Here is a 20,125-nt window from a genome sequence, read left to right on the forward strand (position 1 = left end):
TTCCAGAATACTTTCCCGGAGCTGCCCACATGGCAAACACACAGCAAATGGCCAACGCCATCCGCGCCCTCGCAATGGACGCTGTTCAACAAGCCAACTCCGGTCACCCCGGCGCCCCCATGGGCATGGCCGACATGGCCGTCGCTTTGTGGGGCGATCACCTGCAACACAACCCCAAAAACCCGCACTGGGCCAACCGTGACCGCTTTGTGCTGTCCAACGGCCACGGCTCGATGCTGATCTATTCGGTGCTGCACCTGACCGGCTACAAGTTGTCCATCGATGACCTGAAAAACTTCCGCACGCTGCACAGCAAAACCGCTGGCCACCCCGAAGTGGGCGTGACCCCCGGCGTGGAAACCACCACCGGCCCCTTGGGCCAAGGCATCACCAACGCCGTGGGCATGGCCCTGGCCGAAAAAATGCTGGCCGCTGAGTTCAACAAAGCCGAGCACAAAATCGTCTCTCACCACACCTACGTGTTCTTGGGTGACGGCTGCCTGATGGAAGGCATCAGCCACGAAGCCGTGGCTTTGGCAGGCGCCTGGAAGCTGAACAAACTGATCGCCCTGTACGACGACAACGGCATCTCGATCGACGGCCAAGTGGCCCCCTGGTTCATCGACAACACGCCCCAGCGCTTTGCTGCCTGCGGCTGGAACGTGATCGACGCGGTGGACGGCCACGACGCTGCTGCCGTGTCGGCCGCCATTGCCAGCGCAAAACACAGCGCCGACAAACCCACCCTGATCGTCTGCAAGACCGCCATCGGCAAGGGCTCGCCCAACCGTGCGGGCACCTCCAAAGCCCACGGCGAGCCGCTGGGCGCTGAAGAAATCAAGCTCACCCGCGAAGCCCTGGGCTGGACGGCCGAGCCCTTCAAGATCCCCAAAGAGGTGTATGCCGACTGGGATGCCAAAGCCGCAGGCAAAGCCCGCGAAGACGAGTGGAACACCGCCTTTGCCGCTTACAAAGCCGCCTTCCCCGCACAAGCCAAAGAGTTTGTGCGCCGCATGAAGGGCGACTTGCCCAAGAACTTCAACCAAGTCGCGTTTGACGCCGTTGTGGCCGCCCACACGAAGGGCGAGACCGTGGCCAGCCGCAAGGCCAGCCAGCTGGCGCTGGAAGCCTTCACCGCTGCCCTGCCCGAAATGCTGGGCGGCTCGGCCGACCTGACCGGCTCTAACCTGACCAACACCAAGAGCACCCCCGCCTTCCGCGTGGACTTGGCCGGTGACGTGGTCAAGACGGCTGAAGGCCAAATCGGTCGCCACATCAACTACGGCGTGCGCGAATTCGGCATGGCCGCCATCATGAATGGCGTGGCGTTACATGGCGGTTACATCCCCTACGGCGGCACCTTCCTCACTTTCTCTGACTACTCACGCAACGCCATCCGCATGGCCGCGCTGATGAAGCAGCGCGTGATCCACGTCTTCACCCACGACTCCATTGGCTTGGGCGAAGACGGTCCGACCCACCAGTCGATCGAGCACGCCGCCAGCCTGCGCTTGATCCCTGGCTTGGATGTGTGGCGCCCCGCCGACACGGCCGAAACCACCGTGGCCTGGGCCGTGGCGTTGCAAAACGCCAACCGTCCTTCGGCCCTGCTGCTCAGTCGTCAAAACCTGGCCTACTCGCCCAAGAGCGATCTGGGCGACATCAGCCGTGGCGCTTATGTCTTGTCCGAGCCCGAGCACGTCGGCATCAAAAAGACCCACGGCGTGATCATCGCCACCGGCTCTGAAGTGCAACTGGCCCTGGCCGCGCAAAAGCTGCTGGCCGAACGGAAAATCGGTGTGCGCGTGGTCTCCATGCCCAGCACCAACGTGTTTGACCGCCAAGACACCGAATACAAACAAAGCGTGCTGCCTGCTGGCCTGCCCCGTGTGGCGGTCGAGATGGGCTCCACCGACGGCTGGTGGAAGTACGGCTGCGCCGCCGTGGTCGGCATCGACACTTACGGCGAGTCGGCCCCCGCACCTGTGCTGTTCAAACACTTCGGCTTCACCGCCGAAAACGTGGCCGACACCGTCCACGCTGCGCTGCTCAAGGCCTGATTCAGGCCACTGCACACTGACCGGTTGAACCTCTTCAGCGCCTTCGGGCGCTGAAGTCACGTTCAGGGATCAGGCCCATGCAAGGGTTTTGGTTTCAAATCCGGTTACGTAACGGTTTCGTAACTTTCTCCTGAGGCATTCACATGACCATCAAAGTAGGCATTAACGGATTCGGTCGCATCGGCCGTCTGGCTCTGCGCGCCGCCCTCAAACACGGCTACGACGACATCCAGATCGTCGGCATCAACGACCCCAAGCCCGCCGACTACCTGGCCTACATGCTCAAGTACGACAGCGTGCACGGCCGCTTTGATGGCACCGTGGACTTCACCGACGACGCCCTGATCGTCAACGGCAAAAAGATCAAACTCTCGCACGAGCGCGATGCGCACAACCTGCGCTGGGGTGAGATGGGTGTGCACACCGTGCTCGAATGCACTGGCCACTACCTGACCGAACCCACCAGCCAGATGCACATCGTGGCTGGTGCAAAAAAGGTTGTGATTTCGGCCCCGTCCAAAGACAGCATCCCCATGTTCGTCTACGGCGTGAACCACAAAAAATACGCAGGCGAAGCCATCGTGTCGAATGCGTCATGCACCACCAACTGCCTGGCCCCCGTGGTCAAGGTGCTCAACGACAAGTGGGGCATCAAGCGCGGCCTGATGACCACGGTGCACGCAGCAACTGCCAGCCAAATGACCGTGGACAGCTCGTCCCGCAAAGACTGGCGCGGTGGCCGAGGCATCCTCGAAAACATCATCCCCAGCAGCACCGGCGCGGCCAAGGCCGTGGGCGTGGTGATCCCCGAGATCAAGGGCAAGATCACCGGCATGGCGTTCCGTGTGCCCACGTCGGACGTGTCGGTCATTGACCTGACCGTGGAGCTGAACAGCGACGCCAGCTATGCCGAAATCTGCGCCGAAATGAAAGCACAAAGCGAAGGTGCACTCAAAGGCGTGCTGGGTTACACCGACGAAAAAGTCGTCTCCACCGACTTCCGTGGCGAACCCTGCGCCAGCGTGTTCGATGCCACGGCCGGTATTGCGCTCGACAAGACCTTCGTCAAGATCGTGGCTTGGTACGACAACGAATGGGGCTACGCCAAGCAGTGCCTGGAGATGGTGCGGGTGGTGGCTAAGAAGAAGTGAGCTTTATCGCAGCCATGAAAAAAGCGCCTTCGGGCGCTTTTTTCATGGGCAATGGTTTTCTGTAGAAGCGGCGCCCCCGTAGCGATCATGTTGGTGTGTACATTGCACTCAACGCTGGGCTCTCTTAAAACGTGACCTCAACGAAGCTACTGAGATCATCACCGTCTTCGCCGCCATGTGCATTTCAGATTCGGTTACACCCCTAAGTAACAAAAATCACAAAAAGATCGAGCCAACTTTTGAGACGAATCTCGAAAGAATTCGGACAATTTGCATTTTATAACTTGAGGCTATGCTGTGATTTTGAATACCTACAATAGCCGTTTATTGCACAAGCTCAGCATCAATTGGCGGAGTCAGTGTCACTGGATTCAATACAAATGAGCAAAAGCCACGAACTGTCCAATTTCATTTGGAGCATCGCCGACCTGCTGCGTGGCCCATACCGGCCGCCTCAGTACGAACGCGTCATGCTCCCTCTGGTGGTTTTGCGCCGATTTGACTGCGTCCTGCAGCCCACAAAACAGGCAGTGCTGGACAAGTTCGCCAAACTTGGCGGCAAGCACCACGGTGAAGCGCTCGATGGCGTTCTCAACCAGGTTTCAGGCCAGCGCTTTCACAACCACTCGCCACTGACGTTCGAGCGCTTGATGGGCGACCCAGACCACGTCCATCTACATCTACAAAGCTACATCAACGGCTTCTCTGAAAACGTCCAACGTATCTTTGACTACTTCAGTTTCAGTGACGAAATCAAGCGGCTGCACGAGCACAACATCCTGTTCCTCGTGGTGCGTAAATTTTGTGAAGTTGATCTGCATCCCCAATCGGTGGACAACATCGACATGGGTTTGTTATTTGAAGATCTGATTCGTAGGTTTAATGAGCAAGCCAACGAAACGGCTGGCGATCACTTCACCCCCCGTGAAGTGATTCAACTCATGGTGAACTTGTTGTTCATGCACGACGACGATCTGCTGACAAAACCCAACACAGTTCGCACCCTGCTGGACCCAACCTGTGGAACGGGGGGCATGCTGTCGGAAGCTCGCAACTACCTGCGCGAACACCAAATGGGCGCGCGGTTGTATGTGCATGGCCAAGATTTCAACAAACGCTCATACGCGGTGGCGGCATCTGACCTGCTGATGCGCAGCAACCCCAAAGACCCAGAAACCTCCACCATCCGATTCGGTGACACATTGGTAGATGACCAGTTTGTGGGTCAACGCTTTGACTACTTCTTGGCCAACCCGCCGTTTGGCGTGGACTGGAAACGCCAACAAAAAGACGTGGTTCGTGAACACGAAAAGCAGGCATTCAACGGTCGCTTTGGTGCAGGTACGCCGCGTGTCAATGACGGTGCCTTGCTGTTTTTGCAGCACATGCTCAGCAAGATCGAACCCGTAGATGCCGCCGAAGGTAAAGACGGCTCACGCTTGGCCATCGTTTTTAACGGATCGCCGCTGTTTACAGGTGGCGCAGGCTCTGGCGAAAGTGAGATTCGCAAATGGGTCATCGAAAACGATTGGCTTGAAGCCATCGTGGCCATGCCCGAGCAGATGTTCTACAACACGGGCATTGGCACCTACATTTGGATCGTGACCAACCGCAAAGAGCAACGACGCAAGGGCAAGATTCAACTCGTGGATGCACGTGACCGTTGGCAGCCACTGCGTCGCAGCTTGGGAGACAAGCGCCGCGAGTTTTCGGACCAGAACATCAAAGACATCGTGCAAGAGTACGGACCCATGATGCTCAGCGACAGCTGCAAGGTGTTCGATAACCAAGACTTTGGCTACCACCGCCTCACCATTGAGCGCCCACTGCGTCTGAAGTTTCAAATCACATTGCAAGGCAAAGAGCGTTTTCTCGATGCTTGCCCCAATTTGCTGGATGACCTGCAAGCCATTGATGCCGCGATAGGTCGAGATGAGTCGCTCGACTGGAACAACATCTGGGCGCGTGCGCAAACTGTGCTGAAACAACGTGACAGCAAATGGCGAGCACCCCAAGCCAAAGCCTTCCGTGATGCGTTTACCGCAGTCGACCCAAGCGCCCAGCCAGTCATATTCAAGCAGACAGGCAAACAAGTTGAGTATGAAGCCGACGCTGCGCTGCGTGACTTTGAAAACGTCCCCCTCAAGGTCAACATGAATGAATACTTCCAACGTGAAGTCATTCCCCATGTGCCAGACGCTTGGATAGCCCACGACAAAACCAAGGTTGGCTATGAAATCAACTTCAACCGCCACTTCTACAAGTTCACCCCGCCGCGCTCGCTGGCCGACATTGATGCCGACTTGAAGAAGGCCGAGGCTGAGATATTGCGACTGCTCAGCGAAGTCACCGCCGAAGCGAAGGCCCCATGACCGCACTGGAACTCCTGCAAAGCCTGAACCTGCTCGACGAAACCGAGCGCATCGAGGCCAAACGCGCCAGCGAGGCTGGCAAATCGCTGCTGGAAACAGTGTGCGCCTTTGCCAACGAGCCCGGCTTGGGCGGCGGCTGGTTGCTGCTGGGCGTGGAGCGCGAAGACCAAGCACTCTTCCCAAGCTACCAAGTTGAAGGTGTTGCGCAGCCAGACAAGCTGTGCGCCGACTTGGCCACCCAATGCCGCGAAACGTTTAACCTGCCCGTACGCATTGAGCTTACTACCGAGCAAGTCAACGGACAGGCCGTGGTGGTGGCTTTTGTGCCCGAGGCGCAGCCGCAAGACAAACCCGTTTTCTTCAAAGCCCAAGGTCTGCCCAAAGGTGCACTGCGCCGCGTGGGCAGTGTGGACCAACACTGCACCGACGACGACCTGGCCGTCTTCTACCAAGGCCGCCAGCGTGAAAGCTTTGATGCCAGCTTGGTGCCCGACGCCACGCTGGACGACATCGCCCCCGAAGCCCTGGCCGACTACCGCCAAACCCGAGCCCAAGCCAACCCCGATGCCGAAGAGCTGCGCTGGACCGACGAAGAATTGCTGCGCTCACTTGGGTGCATCAGCAAAGACGAGCAAGGCAACTTACGCCCCACCGTGGCGGGCATCATGCTCTTTGGCACGGCGCAGGCTTTGCGCCGCTGTTTTCCCATGACGCGGGTGGACTACATCCGCGTGCCTGGCCGCGACTGGGTGCCAGACCCAGAGCGCCGCTTTGACACCATCGAACTGCGCGACCCGTTGTTTCGGCTGATCCGCCGCGCCCAAGCCGCCGTGCTGGATGACCTGCCCAAAGGCTTTGCCCTCAAAGAAGGCGACCTGCAACGCCAAGACAAACCCGTCATCCCCCAACGTGTGATTCGCGAGGCGCTGGTTAACGCCCTCATGCACCGCAGCTACCGCAGCCATAGCCCGGTGCAAATCATCCGCTATGCCAACCGGCTGGAAATTCGCAACCCAGGTTTTTCGCTCAAGTCGCCCGAGCACTTGGGCGAGCCCGGCAGTGAGCCACGTAACCCCCGCATTGCCGCCGTGTTGCACGAAACCCGCTTTGCAGAAACCAAAGGCAGCGGTATCCGCGTGATGCGCGACACCATGGAGCAGGCTGGGCTGACCCCGCCATTGTTTGAGTCTGACCGGGGCAACGACCAGTTTGTGGCCCGCTACTTCTTTCACCACTTTTTGGGTGCCGATGACGTGGCTTGGTTGGCCCAGTTCAAAGATGCCCAGCTCAGCCCCGACGAAGCCAAAGCCCTGGTGGTGGTGCGCGAGGCCGGAGCCATTGATAACGCCAACTACCGCACCCTGAACAAGGTAGACACCCACAGCGCCAGCGCTGCCTTGCGCCGCCTGCGTGATGCAGGCTTGCTGGTGCAAAAAGGCCGTGGCTCGGCCACCTACTATGTGCCTGCCGAACGGCTGGGCCTAGGTCAACAAGCATTGGCAGAAGGGGCAAACAGCCCCTTATCTAGCAACCCCAATGGCTTATCTAGTAACCCCAGCGGCTTATCTAGTAACCCCAGTGAGTTAACTAGCAACCTCCAAACCAACGCGCAAGACACGGCCCGCGCCGCCTTGCTGGACGAGCTGACCGGCTCTTTGGCTGCCCGGCTAGGGGCCATCGGCCAGCGCCACCCACCTCAAGAAGTACAAGACTTGGTTGTGGCCTTGTGCAGCCTGCGCGACTGGCCGGTGGACGAACTGGCTTTGGTATTGCGCCGCAACCCAGAAGTGGTACGGCAAAACTACCTGCGCCCGCTCATGCGCGATGGCCGACTGGTGATGACACGGCCGGAAGAACCCAACGATCCGCAGCAGGCGTATCGGGCGGTGGAGGGTAGGCCATGAGTGCTGCTTGGCCCAAGGTGCCCTTGAAGTATCTGGTTAGCAAAATTGGCAGCGGCAAAACTCCGAAAGGGGGTGCCGAGGTCTACATCACTTCTGGTGTGATGCTGCTACGAAGCCAAAACGTTCATTTTGACGGACTGCGCCTAGACGATGTGGTTTACATCGACCAGGAAATGGACGATGACATGGCTTCAACTCGTGTGCAACCCAATGATGTTTTGCTGAACATTACTGGCGCGTCAATTGGTCGTTGCACCGTTGTTCCTGTAGCGTTTGAAGCTGCCAACGTTAACCAGCATGTCTGCATCATTCGATCCAACACTAACCAGTTAGTGCCGACTTTTTTGAATTTAGTGTTGCAGTCGCCAATGATCCAGAACGAGATTCGCTTTGGTGAGAACGGCTCATCTCGCGAGGGCCTGAACTTCGAGCAAATCGGTGCGTTTGAAATACCACTGCCGCCGATACCTCAACAATTGACTTGTGTTCAACGCGCACAGTCACTGGTAGCGCGAGTGGAGGGCCTCATTCGAGAAAAGCAGGGGCTGGTCAATTTGATGGCAGAAAAGCGTCGTGCCTTCATCGCCAGCGCCGTTACGCGGGGCCTGAACCCAGACGTACCAATGCGCGACTCAGGCATCGATTGGCTCGGTGACATTCCAAAACACTGGGATGTATCTCGTGCGGCTTGGCTCTTCGCTGAACGAGATCAGCGTGGCCGGGCGGACTTACCATTACTCGAAGTCTCTATCCACGGGGGAGTTCGCTTACGCGAATTCTCCACAGATCGAATTGAGCAAACTGCGGCCGACGCGAATACCTATAAAGTCGCCATTAAAGGTGATATCTGCTTCAACAAGATGCGCATGTGGCAGGGTGCGGTTGGAGCTGTACCACAAGACGGCTTAGTAAGCCCCGACTATGTGGTCGCAAAACCGACGCAATTTTTGGACTCCAACTATTTCGGTCTACTCCTTCAAACACCCGGATGCAGTGCAGAAGCTGGACGGCGCTCGCACGGCATAGTTTGGGATCGGCTTCGTCTGTATTGGGACGAATTTCGAGATATGGCGGTGCCAGTTCCCCCCCTCGAAGAGCAACGCACAATCGTTGAAAAAATCAACAAGGCAACCGCCAATCTTGATGCCTTGAAACAAGCAACAGAGAAGACCATTACGCTTCTAGCGGAAAGGCGTTTCGCCTTGATCGCAAGGATGGTTGCAGGGGGACAAAAATGAAAATCGAAAAACTGACACTAACCAACTTCAGAGGCGTTGTTCACCGTTCTTTGGTATTTCATCCTGGGATCAATTTGATAGTTGGCGTAAATGGAGTTGGCAAGACATCAATTTTGGATGCTCTGCGTGTGATGTTGGCGCATGCACTTCAGATGTTTGCTAAAACACCTCGCTTCGGAACAGAATTTCAGACCAACGACGTGATGCGCGGGGCTGATGAAATGACGGCAGAGTTAATGTTCTCGTGTCATGGAGACGGGCCATATACCTATCTCGTCAAGAAAAGTCTACTCACTCACGTCAACAACCCACAAGGCAGCTTGCGCAATCAGACAACGGAAAACCCCGACATACGCGAGCTGCGTCGCTCCGACCAGCCTGAGGCCGTTCTTGAATCTGGTCCCAAAGCTTTTAAAGATTTAGATAACCAACCGTTGGGGCTGCACTTTTCAGTCAGACGTGCTCATCCCTCAGACGAGATCTCTAAAGTTGGACGCTCAACCAATCCAGGCTACTTCAGGGCTTTTTACACCGAACGAGGCCTACGAATTAAAGACCTAGTCGAGTGGCTGCGCGTCAAGGAACAAATCGCTCTTGAAGCTCCAAACGGTAACAGCTCAAGGCAAAAGACTTCGGTACTCGAGGCGATCACCGCAATGCTGCCGGAGCTATCGAACTGGCGCCTCGAAGGCGGCACCCTTTGGGTAACAAAGCAAGTGTCTCGCCAACGTATTGATACGAATTCTCCAACGAAAGATCTCCATACGGTCACAGAACCGATGAGTCTTCAAGTTGAAGAGTTGTCAGACGGTGAACGCAGCTTGGTGGTTTTGGGCTTTGACATTGCACGCCGACTCGCTCAGCTAAACCCGAAGGACCCGAATCCAACAATCAATGGTCAGGGGGTGGTGTTGATCGATGAAATTGATCTGCACCTTCACCCACAATGGCAACGGCGAATTGTTGCAAGCCTCACGACGGCTTTCCCAAATTTGCAGTTCATAGTGACCAGCCACTCACCACAGGTTATTGGTGAGACCCCTGCGGGTCGTGCAGTGTTGCTTAGCGAGGACGGAGGGTTTGACGTGCTTGACGAATCGCTTGGGCGTGATAGTGGCTGGATTCTGCGCCACGTCATGGACACACCGGAGAGAAATGAAAGGTTGCAGGCTGGCCTTGATGAAATCGACCGGTTAATGGAAGACGGTGAACTCGAAACTGCAAGGGGCATAGTCACAGCCCTGCGTGCAGAGTTCGGTGATGACAAGGAACTGATTGGCGCCAATGCAGCGATTGATCGATGGGAGGTTTTGGGTGATGAGATGGATTCAGAAAGGCAATGAATGCGCGGCACTGACACAATGGCGCACAGCAAATGCGGCGGTGCCGCAGAACCTGGAGTACGGCAACGGAGGATTTCCGAACGAAGAGGTAGTCGCAGCCCTGCTCATAGAGCAAGGCTATCTATGCGCATACACACTCAAGCTCATATGTGAAGCCTCGGCTCACATCGAACACGTGAGGCCACAGACACTGTGCCGAAAAGAAGACGACGCACGTGAGGCTGCCCAGCAGGAGCGCAAACGCCTTGATGTTGCATGGGAAAACATGGTTGCCTGCTTTCCCTCGCCCGGCGCGCCTCGACCCGAGTACGGGGCTGTCAAGAAGGAAGACTGGTGGCCAGCCGACGACCTGAACGGATTTGTGTCACCGTTGGTGGAAGGATGTGAGGCCAGATTTCGCTTTGAGTTGAGCGGTGAAATCAAGGTTGAGAACGAAGCTGACGCAGCGGGCAAAAATACCATCGAGAAGATTGGACTGAACAATGCTCGATTGCAAGAGCTTCGGCGCCAAGCCTTCATCGAGATGGGGCTTCACCCAAAGTCAAAACGACCACTCTCGTCCCCAGCAAAGGTCAATCAACTGCTTGCAGCATGGAGGTATCGCAATGCAGAACAGAAATTCAAAGAGTTCTGCATCCCGCTTCGTCAGATTGCGCTAAGGCACTTGGCGAAGCTGGAAGGCCGAGTCAATTAGGGGACAACATGAACAAGCGACATGACGAAGAATCCTTTGAATCCACCATCGAAGCCACGCTACTCGCCAACGGACACCAACCCTTGGACAAGTCATCCTACGACCTGTCCAACAACTTCTTCCCACAAGAAGCTCTCGCCTTCATTCGCGCTACCCAGCCCAAAGAATGGGCGCGTTTGGAGTCTTTAAACGGGGCCCAAACCGAAGCCCAGATTCTCAAAGACCTCACGCATTGGTTAGACCACCACGGTACGCTGGCTGTGTTGCGCAATGGTTTTAAGTGCCATGGCCGGACACTGCGCGTGGCGTTCTTCAAGCCCGCGCATGGCATGAACCCCGAGCTGGCTGCGCAGTACGCAGCCAACCGCATGGGCATCACGCGCCAGCTGCGTTACAGCCAACGCAACACCAATGAGTTGGATTTGGTTTTATCGGTCAACGGCATTCCTGTCGTCACCGCTGAGCTGAAAAACGCCATGACAGGGCAGACGGTGCGCCACGCCATTGCGCAGTATCAGCAAGACCGCGATCACCGCGAGCCGCTGTTTGAGTTCAAGCGCCGGGCGCTCGTGCACTTTGCGGTAGACACCGAAGAGGTGTTCATGACCACGCGGCTGGCGGGCAGCGCCACGCACTTCTTGCCTTTCAACCAAGGACATGATGGCGGTGCAGGCAACCCGCCCGACCCGCAAGGCCGCGCTTACCGCACGGCTTACCTATGGGAAGAGGTTTGGCAGCGCGATAGCTTGCTGGACATCCTCGCCCGCTTTATGCATTTGCAAGAGGAAGAGCGTCGCACAGAAGAGGGCCGCAAGATTCGCAAAGAAACCATGATCTTCCCGCGCTACCACCAGCTGCAAGCGGTGCGTGCGCTGGAGGCCGCAGCCAAGCAAGAAGGCCCAGGCCATAACTACTTGGTCGAGCATTCGGCTGGCAGTGGCAAGAGCAACACCATCGGTTGGCTGGCGCATCGCTTGGCGTCGCTGCACGACACAGCAGACGCCAAGGTGTTTGACTCGGTGATTGTCATCACCGACCGACGCGTGCTGGACAAGCAGCTGCAAGACACGATTTACCAGTTTGAGCACCGCCAAGGCGTGGTGCAAAAAATTGACGAGGACTCACGCCAGCTGGCCGAGGCGCTGACAACAGGCGTGCCCATCATCATTTCCACGCTGCAAAAGTTTCCCTTCGTCACGCGTCAGTTACTCAAGATGGCCGAAGAGCGGGGTGAAGGTGGCGAAGGTGTGCTGCCCACACGGCGCTGTGCCGTCATCATTGACGAGGCGCACAGTTCGCAATCGGGTGAAACAGCCACGGACCTGAAAGAGGTGCTGGGCGGCGACGTGCTGCGCCAGGAGGCTGCGCGCTACGCCGTAGAAGAAGGTGCCAAAGACCTAGACGAGCTGTACCGCAGCATGGCCAAGCGCGGGCGGCAGGCCAACATCAGCTTTTATGCGTTCACTGCCACCCCCAAGCACAAGACGCTGGCGGTGTTTGGGCGCGGTGCCGATGGCACAGACAACGGCACGGGGCACGCGTTTCACCGCTACACCATGAGGCAGGCCATTGAAGAGGGCTTCATCATGGATGTGCTGGCCCACTACACCACCTACGCCACTTATTACAAACTGGTGAACGCCAGCGATGCCGATCCCAACGTGGAGCGCAAACAAGCGGCCAAGGCGCTGGCGCGCTTCATGCGGCTGCACCCGTACAACATTGCACAAAAAACCGAGGTGATGGTGGAGCACTTCAATGCGGTGACTCATCACAAACTGGGCGGCAAAGCCAAAGCGATGGTGGTGACAGGTTCACGCCTGGAGGCTGTGCGGTACAAGCTGGCGTTTGATGCCTACATCCGAGAAAAGGGTTACGGCTGGATCAAAACACTGGTGGCATTTTCAGGGCAAGTGCAAGACGAGCTGGTGCCCGACAAGCTGTACACCGAGTTCGCCATGAACGGTGGCATGAAGGAAACCGAATTGCCCGAAGCGTTTGGCGGACCAGATTACCAGGTGTTGCTGGTGGCAGAGAAGTACCAGACAGGCTTTGACCAGCCGCTGCTCCACACCATGTATGTGGACAAACGCTTGGCAGGCATTCAGGCGGTACAGACACTGTCGCGCCTGAATCGCATGCACCCTTTGAAAGAAGACACCTTCGTGTTGGATTTTGTGAATGACCGGGACGAAATTCGCCAAGCGTTTAAGGACTACTTCGACGGCGCAGAAATGGGCGAAGAGGCTGACCCGAATCAGATGTACGCCATCAAGGCAGAACTTGACGCAAGCGGCATTTACACACACGACGAGGTTGAGCGTTTTATTGCGGTGTACTTCAAACCTAGACAGAGACAGAGCCCCGCAGACCACCAAGCCATGAATGCGGCGCTGGACACGGCTGTTGATCGTTTCCGTGATCTGCAGCGAACCGAAGAAGAGGCGGCTGAGCTTTGGCGTGGCAAGCTGCAGGCCTTTCGAAATCTGTACGCGTTTTTGTCGCAAGTCATACCGTATCAAGACTCTGATTTGGAACGGCTCTACACCTTCTTGCGCTTCCTCTCGACCAAGCTGCCTCGCCGCGAGAGTGGCCCACGCTACGACTTTGACGATGAAGTGAGGCTGGAGTACTACCGTCTGCAAAAAATCAGTGAGGGCTCTATCAGCCTGCGTGATGGCAAAGGCAACCCGCTGGATGGCCCACGCGATGTAGGTTCAGGTTTGCAGCGCGACGAAGAAACGCCTTTGTCGCGTTTGATCGACTCACTGAATGATCGATTTGGAACAGACTTCACCGACGCAGATCAGTTGTTTTTTGACCAGATCATTGAAGCGGCTGTTGGCGATGCGTCTCTGTGCGAAGCGGCTGCAGCCAATCCAGAAGAAAAGTTTTCACTGCTGTTTTCAAGCCTGCTGCAAACCTTGTTCATTGAGCGCATGGAACAGAACGAAGACATCTTCGCTCGATTTATGAACGAGAAGAGCTTTCAGCACTTGGTCACGGATTGGATCTCGAAAGAGGTGTATTTACGGTTTCGGTCTGGGCGGAAGGCTATGGACGAAGTGTGAAGGGCATGATGATGTTGTGTGTTGCTGGTGCGGACCAGTTATGTCAGCCCCGGATTGCTGACGGGCGTGCTGGCGGTCATCGCGCCGCTCGACCGCTGGACCAAAAAAGAGCAGGCCCAAGCCGAGGTGGAAAACTTCATCCTGGACCAGGCCAACCTGTCATTGCCCGAGTCGCACTACACGCCACAAGACAAAGCAGACGTAGCGTATTGATTTATCGACACATTTAACAGCAGCGCTTGCATCAAAGCCTTTGAAGCAAGTCAGCATATAAAGGCGCAAGAGCTCATGCAAGCGTTTGGGATTTTGCTTCCACAAACGCCAACACCACCTCCAGCAGCTTGCGCACATGCGGCTGCACACCCGCCGCCACCTCGGGCAGGTAGTCAAACGGCCAGCTTTCTTGCATGTAGCTGCACTGGGTCATTTCCAGCTGCACCGCGTGGATGCCTTGCGCCGGGTTGCCGTATTGGCGGGTGATGTGGCCGCCCTTGAAGCGGCCGTTCAAAACAGCGGTGTAACCGGTGGCTTGCTTGCCAATGGCCAGCAGCTGTTCTGCCAGCGCTGGGCTGCAGCTGGCCCCGTTGGCGGTGCCCAGGTTCAGGTCGGGCAAGCGGCCTTCAAAAAAACGCGGCAGCACCGAGCGGATCGAGTGCGCGTCCCACAAGGCGGCCACGCCGTGCTGGGCCTGAATGCGGGTCAGCTCTTGCGCCAACTGCGTGTGGTACGGCTGCCAAATGGTTGCGCGGCGCTCGGCGATTTCCGCCTCGCTCGGCACATCGGCCGGGTCGCGATACAGCGGCTGGTCGTCGAACAAGTCCACCGGGCACAGGCCGGTCACACTTTGCCCGGGGTACAGGCTGGCCCCGTCCGGCGGGCGGTTCAGGTCGATGACAAAGCGCGAATGCGTGGCCACCAGCACAGAGGCACCCAACTCATCAGCGAAGTCGTACAGGCGCTCCAGATGCCAGTCGGTGTCGGGCACGAGCCGGGCTTCGTCGGTGAGGCGTGCGGCCAGCGCAGGCGGCACATGTGTGCCCGCATGCGGCATCGAGATCAGCAAAGGGCGTGTGCCTTGGCGAAAGCGGAAAGCAGGCTCGCTGGTTTGAAAAGTCATGGGGTGTTCTTCAGCAATTGTTGACGTGCGGTGACCAAGCCACTCAAGGCCGTGTCGTGCAAAACATGGCGGCCCGATTGCACCTGCACACGGCCCGCCACCCACACCTGCTGCAGGGCCGATTGGCGATGGCTGGCAAACACATGGGCCGACAGCATGGCCTCAGGCGTGGGCAGGTCGCACAGCAGTGGGTGCTGTGCATCCAGCACCACCATGTCGGCCTGCTGACCCACAGCCAAGCCGGCTACTGGCCGCGCACTGGCTTGAGCGCCACCGACCACCGCTTGCAAGGTCATGGATGTGGCCACCGAAGGCTGCGCGGCACTGGCCAGCACATTGCGCTGGCGCGTGGCCAGGCGCTGGCTGTATTCGAGTTGCATCAGCTCTTCGGCAGCGTTGACGCAGGCGTGGCTGTCAGAGCCCACGCCCCAACGACCGCTGGCTTGCAACCAAGTGGGGGCATCAAAAATGCCATCGCCCAAATTGGCCTCGGTGCTGGGGCACAGGCCCGCCACCGCGCCCGTGCGGGCGGCGCGGGTGCTTTCCTCGGCGCTCATGTGGGTGGCGTGCACCAAGCACCAACGCGCATCGACCGGGGCGTGCTCAAGCAGCCACTGCACCGGACGCTGCCCGCTCCAGGCCAGGCAGGCATCGACCTCGGCGGTTTGCTCGGCAATGTGGATGTGCACCGGGGCTGTGGCGTCCAAGGCTTGCAAACCGGCCAGCGCTTCGCGCAAGCTGTCGGGGGGCACGGCGCGCAAAGAGTGCGGCGCCAGCCCCAGGCGTGCACCTTGCACCTCGCACAAGGGTTTGAGCTTTTGCAGCAAGGCCAGCATGTTGTCGGTGGAGCGGATGAAGCGCCGCTGGCCAATACTGGGCGGCGTGCTGCCAAAGCCACTGGTCTGGTACAGCACGGGCAACAAAGTCAGGCCCATGCCAGAGCGTGCAGCGGCTCGCAACAGGCAAATCGACATAGCGGCGTCATCGGCATAAGGACGGCCATCGCTGTCGTGGTGCACGTAATGGAATTCGCACACGCTGGTGTAACCGGCCTCCAGCATCTCGACATACAGACCCGTGGCAATGGCTTCGAGTTGTTCGGGCGTGATGGCCGCTGCAAAGCGGTACATCAGGCTGCGCCAGCTCCAGAAGCTGTCTTGGATGGCTCCCCGGTATTCGGTCAAACCGCCAAACGCTCTTTGGAATGCGTGCGAATGCAAATTGGGCATGCCGGGCACCACGGGGCCAGTGGCGCGTGCCGTACCTTCAGGGCAATTGGCCTGCGCATTCACACCCGTGATCAAGCCTTGGTCGTTCCACGACAACAGCACATCACGCGCCCAACCACTGGGCAACAAGGCGTGATCGGTAAACAGGCTGCGCTCGTTCATGCTGCGCTCCGCTTCACGCGCAAGCCGTCGACTGCCAAACGGCCTTGGCGCACCACGCTGCAGGTCGGGCGCTGGCCCAGCCAATAGGCCAGTTCTGCCACATCGCCCAAAGGCCAGAGCACGAAATTGGCGGGGCACCCGACCGCGATGCGCCCGTGCGTGGCTTGCAAGCCCAGTGCCTGCGCGGCATGGCGTGTCACGCCCGCCAGCGCTTCAGGCACCGTCAAACGAAACAAGGTGCAGGCCATGTTGACCATCAACAACAAACTCAAAACAGGCGACGTGCCCGGGTTGTGGTCGGTGGACACGGCCATGGGCACGCCAGCAGCACGCAGTTCAGCAATGGGCGGCATGTGGGTGTCGCGCAGGGTGAAGTAAGCGCCCGGCAAGAGCACGGCCACCGTGCCGGCTTGCCGCATGGCGGCGATGCCTTCGGCGCTCAGGTGTTCGATGTGGTCGCACGACAGAGCGCCGAAACGCGCCGCCAGCGCCGAGCCGCCCATGTCCGACAGCTGTTCGGCATGCAGCTTGACCGGCAAGCCCAGCGCTTGCGCGGCCTGGAACACCTGCTCGGTCTGCGCCAGCGTGAAGCCAATCGTTTCGCAAAACACATCCACTGCATCCACCAGGCCTTCGGCGGCGAGCGTGGGCATCATCTCTTCACACACCAGCTGGATGTAGTCGTCGCTGCGCCCGGCGTATTCGGCCGGCAGCGCATGCGCACCCAAAAACGTGGTGCGCACCGTGACGCCAAACACCTCGCCCAGACGCCGGGCCACACGCAGTTGTTTGCGTTCGTGCTCCAGACTCAGGCCATAGCCGGATTTGATCTCGATGGCGCAAACGCCTTCGGCCAGCAAAGCCTGCAAACGGGGCACGGCCGCGTCGAACAAGGTGTCTTCGCTCGCCTCGCGTGTGGCCTTGACGCTCGACACAATGCCGCCCCCGGCACGCGCCACCTCTTCGTAGCTGGCTCCGGCCAAGCGCATGGCGAATTCGTTGGCACGCTGCCCGCCGTACACCAGGTGCGTGTGGCAGTCGACCAGACCGGGCGTGACCAAGGCGCCCTGGCCGTCGTGTTGTGGCAGTGGCCGATAAGAGGCTGGCAAATCGGCGTGGGCACCCACCCAGGCGATGGCCCCTTGCACGACCACGATGGCCGCATCAGGCACGGCTGAAGCGCCAGCACCCAAGGCCTCGGGGGCCAGGTGCAAGTGATGCCAGACGCCGTCGGCACTGGGCCATGAATCAGGGGGCATTGAAGCGTTCATGTTCAGTGAAAAAGAAGTGCAAATGCGAAATATTCAAAGCGAAATGTTCAAAGCCAAGAGCGCCGCATCAGGGCTTTGTGGGCGCAAGCGCCAAGCCACTGACGCATCAGACCACCACAGACCTTGCTGCGGCGCGAGCGTTTGAGAGCTTGCGCCTTCCAGCAACCAATGCCCTTGCACCGCCATAAACAAGCCCTGCGATGCAGCAGACCCATCGCACGCACTGCGCACCACCTGCAGCGAAGCACTGCAAACACCTCGTCGGGTCATGACGTTGAAGTCATGGCAGTCGCCAGCCAGCAAGCGGGCATGGATAGCCGCTTCACCCGCAAACGCAAAGGGTGCCAGCGGCGTATCCAGTGGGTGATCCACTTGAGCATCGCCACTGAGCAAATGAACGCCACCGCCGCTGAGCAAAGTGATGACGCGGTCGATGCCCGAAAAAGCCGAAAACGGTCCGTCGCTGGCGATGTGCGCGATGCTCACGCGCCAGTCAAAACTGTCCATGTCGGCACCGGGCGGCTGACAGACGATTTCACGCGTCACACCGCCACCGTTTTTCCAGGGCATGGCCGGTAAATCATTAACGGTGAATCTGTGCAGTGTCATGGCTGATGAATGCGGTTCCATGAAGTTTAAATAGCCCCTGTGTTCTTCAGCCACGCGTTCATTTGTAGGAGCCCACCCTGTAGGCGATGGTTTGCAGGTCGTGTGCCACGCCCATCGCCCACAGGGGTGGGCTCCTGCAAAAATCCATGACTTGGCTGTTGCGCAAGACTTCATGGGGCCGGATCAATAGTCACATCACTTGACCATGGGCAGCTTCAGCCCTTGCTTTTTGGCCGTGGCCACGGCCAGCTCGTAGCCGGCATCAGCGTGGCGCATCACGCCTGAGGCACTGTCGTTGACCAGCACACGCGCCAAGCGCTCGGCCGCCGCGTCGGTGCCGTCGGCCACGATGACCATGCCCGAGTGCTGCGAATAACCCATGCCCACGCCGCCGCCGTGGTGCAGGCTGACCCAGCTGGCACCGCCTGCGGTGTTGAGCAAAGCATTGAGCAGCGGCCAGTCGCTCACGGCGTCGGTGCCATCTTTCATGGCTTCGGTCTCACGGTTGGGGCTGGCCACCGAGCCGGTGTCCAGGTGGTCGCGCCCGATCACGATGGGGGCTTTGAGCTCGCCCGTGCGCACCATCTCGTTGAAGGCCAGACCGGCCAGGTGCCTCTCACCCAGGCCCAGCCAGCAAATGCGTGCGGGCAGGCCCTGAAAGCTGATGCGTTCACGCGCCATGTCGAGCCAGCGGTGGGTGTGCGTGTTGTTGGGGAACAGTTCCTTGATCTTGGCGTCGGTTTTGTAGATGTCTTCGGGGTCACCCGACAAGGCCACCCAGCGGAACGGCCCTTTGCCTTCGCAGAACATGGGGCGGATGTAGGCGGGCACAAAGCCGGGAAAATCAAAGGCGTTTTTCACACCATGGTCAAAGGCCACCTGGCGGATGTTGTTGCCGTAGTCGACCGTGGGGATGCCCATGGCCTGAAAGTCCAGCATGGCTTGCACCTGGGTGGCGCAGCCTTGGGAGGCCTCGGCCTTCAGGCGGGCGTGTTGTGCAGGGTCGTGTTGGGCGGCTTTCCACTGCGCCACGGTCCAGCCCGGGGGCAGGTAGCCGTTGATCAGGTCGTGCGCCGAAGTCTGGTCGGTCACCAAATCGGGGCGCATGCCACCCGCTTTTGCCCGATGCACCAGCTCGGGCAGGATGTCTGCCGCGTTGCCCAGCAAGGCAATCGACACCGCCTCTTTGGCGGCGGTGTGTTGCGCGATCAGGGCCAGGGCCTCGTCCAGGTCTTTGGCCTGCTTGTCCACATAGCGGGTGCGCAAGCGGAAGTCGATGCTGCTTTGCTGGCATTCGATGTTGAGCGAGCAAGCCCCCGCCAAAGTGGCTGCCAAAGGCTGCGCGCCGCCCATGCCGCCCAGGCCCGCAGTGAGAATCCAGCGGCCTGTCCAGTCGTTGTTGTAGTGCTGGCGGCCAGCCTCGACGAAGGTCTCAAAAGTGCCTTGCACGATGCCTTGGGTGCCGATGTAAATCCAAGAACCTGCGGTCATCTGCCCGTACATGAACAAGCCCTTGCGGTCGAGTTCATGGAAGTGCTCCCAGTTGGCCCACTTGGGCACGAGGTTGGAGTTGGCGATCAGCACGCGCGGCGCATTGGCGTGCGTCTTGAACACGCCCACCGGCTTGCCCGACTGGATCAGCAAGGACTCGTCTTCGTTCAGGTCTTTGAGCGAAGCCAGGATCTGGTCAAAGCAGGCCCAGTCGCGCGCAGCGCGGCCAATGCCGCCGTACACCACCAGGCTTTGCGGGTTTTCTGCCACTTCGGGGTCGAGGTTGTTCTGGACCATGCGGTAAGCCGCTTCGGTGACCCAGTTCTTGCAGGTCAATTCGCCACCACGGGGGGCACGCACCACACGGGTCGGGTCAAGGCGGGGATCGGTGAGAGAAGACATGGTGAACTCCT

The 20,125-nt window shown here is 58.7% G+C and carries 14 protein-coding genes; 9 read left to right on the forward strand and 5 right to left on the reverse strand.

Annotated features, from left to right (window positions below; translation table 11 throughout):
• Positions 1–29: 29 nt before the first annotated feature.
• The 9 genes from tkt (at position 30) to B9Z52_RS04475 (ending at position 14,046) form a co-directional block, all read left to right on the forward strand.
• Positions 30–2,060, forward strand: coding sequence for a transketolase (gene tkt, locus B9Z52_RS04435; protein ID WP_108412624.1), 2,031 nt, complete (start codon positions 30–32; stop codon positions 2,058–2,060).
• 143 nt (positions 2,061–2,203) lie between these two features.
• Positions 2,204–3,211 (forward strand): type I glyceraldehyde-3-phosphate dehydrogenase, encoded by a 1,008-nt coding sequence (gap, locus tag B9Z52_RS04440; protein WP_108412625.1) that lies wholly within the window; start codon positions 2,204–2,206, stop codon positions 3,209–3,211.
• Positions 3,212–3,591: 380 nt separating this feature from the next.
• Positions 3,592–5,583 (forward strand): class I SAM-dependent DNA methyltransferase, encoded by a 1,992-nt coding sequence (locus tag B9Z52_RS04445; protein WP_108412626.1) that lies wholly within the window; start codon positions 3,592–3,594, stop codon positions 5,581–5,583.
• Positions 5,580–7,487, forward strand: a complete 1,908-nt coding sequence (locus B9Z52_RS04450) for an ATP-binding protein (protein ID WP_108412627.1) — start codon at positions 5,580–5,582, stop codon at positions 7,485–7,487. Before B9Z52_RS04445 ends, B9Z52_RS04450 begins: the two co-directional genes overlap by 4 nt.
• Complete coding sequence (locus B9Z52_RS04455) at positions 7,484–8,725, forward strand: restriction endonuclease subunit S (RefSeq protein ID WP_108412628.1); 1,242 nt, start codon at positions 7,484–7,486, stop codon at positions 8,723–8,725. Before B9Z52_RS04450 ends, B9Z52_RS04455 begins: the two co-directional genes overlap by 4 nt.
• Positions 8,722–10,068, forward strand: coding sequence for an AAA family ATPase (locus B9Z52_RS04460; RefSeq protein ID WP_108412629.1), 1,347 nt, complete (start codon positions 8,722–8,724; stop codon positions 10,066–10,068). The genes B9Z52_RS04455 and B9Z52_RS04460 overlap by 4 nt, the downstream gene beginning before the upstream one ends.
• Positions 10,043–10,762, forward strand: coding sequence for a retron system putative HNH endonuclease (locus B9Z52_RS04465; RefSeq protein WP_108412630.1), 720 nt, complete (start codon positions 10,043–10,045; stop codon positions 10,760–10,762). The genes B9Z52_RS04460 and B9Z52_RS04465 overlap by 26 nt, the downstream gene beginning before the upstream one ends.
• 8 nt (positions 10,763–10,770) lie before the next feature.
• A complete protein-coding gene (locus tag B9Z52_RS04470) occupies positions 10,771–13,833 on the forward strand; it encodes a type I restriction endonuclease subunit R (RefSeq protein ID WP_108412631.1) in 3,063 nt (1,020 codons plus the stop codon).
• An 18-nt stretch (positions 13,834–13,851) separates the two neighbouring features.
• On the forward strand, positions 13,852–14,046 hold the full coding sequence (locus B9Z52_RS04475) for a hypothetical protein (RefSeq protein ID WP_108412632.1): 195 nt from the start codon (positions 13,852–13,854) through the stop codon (positions 14,044–14,046).
• Between the two features lie 73 nt (positions 14,047–14,119).
• Here B9Z52_RS04475 and hutG read toward each other — a convergent pair whose 3' ends face one another.
• The 5 genes from hutG to hutU all read right to left on the reverse strand — a co-directional run bounded on the left by hutG (position 14,120) and on the right by hutU (position 20,114).
• Positions 14,120–14,950, reverse strand: a complete 831-nt coding sequence (gene hutG, locus B9Z52_RS04480) for an N-formylglutamate deformylase (protein ID WP_108412633.1) — start codon at positions 14,948–14,950, stop codon at positions 14,120–14,122.
• Positions 14,947–16,341, reverse strand: coding sequence for a formimidoylglutamate deiminase (locus tag B9Z52_RS04485; protein ID WP_108412634.1), 1,395 nt, complete (start codon positions 16,339–16,341; stop codon positions 14,947–14,949). Before B9Z52_RS04485 ends, hutG begins: the two co-directional genes overlap by 4 nt.
• Complete coding sequence (gene hutI, locus B9Z52_RS04490; RefSeq protein ID WP_199222032.1) at positions 16,338–17,600, reverse strand: imidazolonepropionase; 1,263 nt, start codon at positions 17,598–17,600, stop codon at positions 16,338–16,340. The genes B9Z52_RS04485 and hutI overlap by 4 nt, the downstream gene beginning before the upstream one ends.
• Before the next feature lie 45 nt (positions 17,601–17,645).
• Positions 17,646–18,221, reverse strand: coding sequence for a HutD family protein (locus B9Z52_RS04495; RefSeq protein ID WP_233251809.1), 576 nt, complete (start codon positions 18,219–18,221; stop codon positions 17,646–17,648).
• Positions 18,222–18,416: 195 nt separating this feature from the next.
• Positions 18,417–20,114 (reverse strand): urocanate hydratase, encoded by a 1,698-nt coding sequence (gene hutU, locus B9Z52_RS04500; protein ID WP_108412637.1) that lies wholly within the window; start codon positions 20,112–20,114, stop codon positions 18,417–18,419.
• Positions 20,115–20,125: the final 11 nt, after the last annotated feature.

It is taken from the genome of Limnohabitans sp. Jir72, assembly GCF_003063575.1.
In the GTDB taxonomy this organism is placed as follows: Bacteria; Pseudomonadota; Gammaproteobacteria; order Burkholderiales; family Burkholderiaceae_C; genus Limnohabitans_A.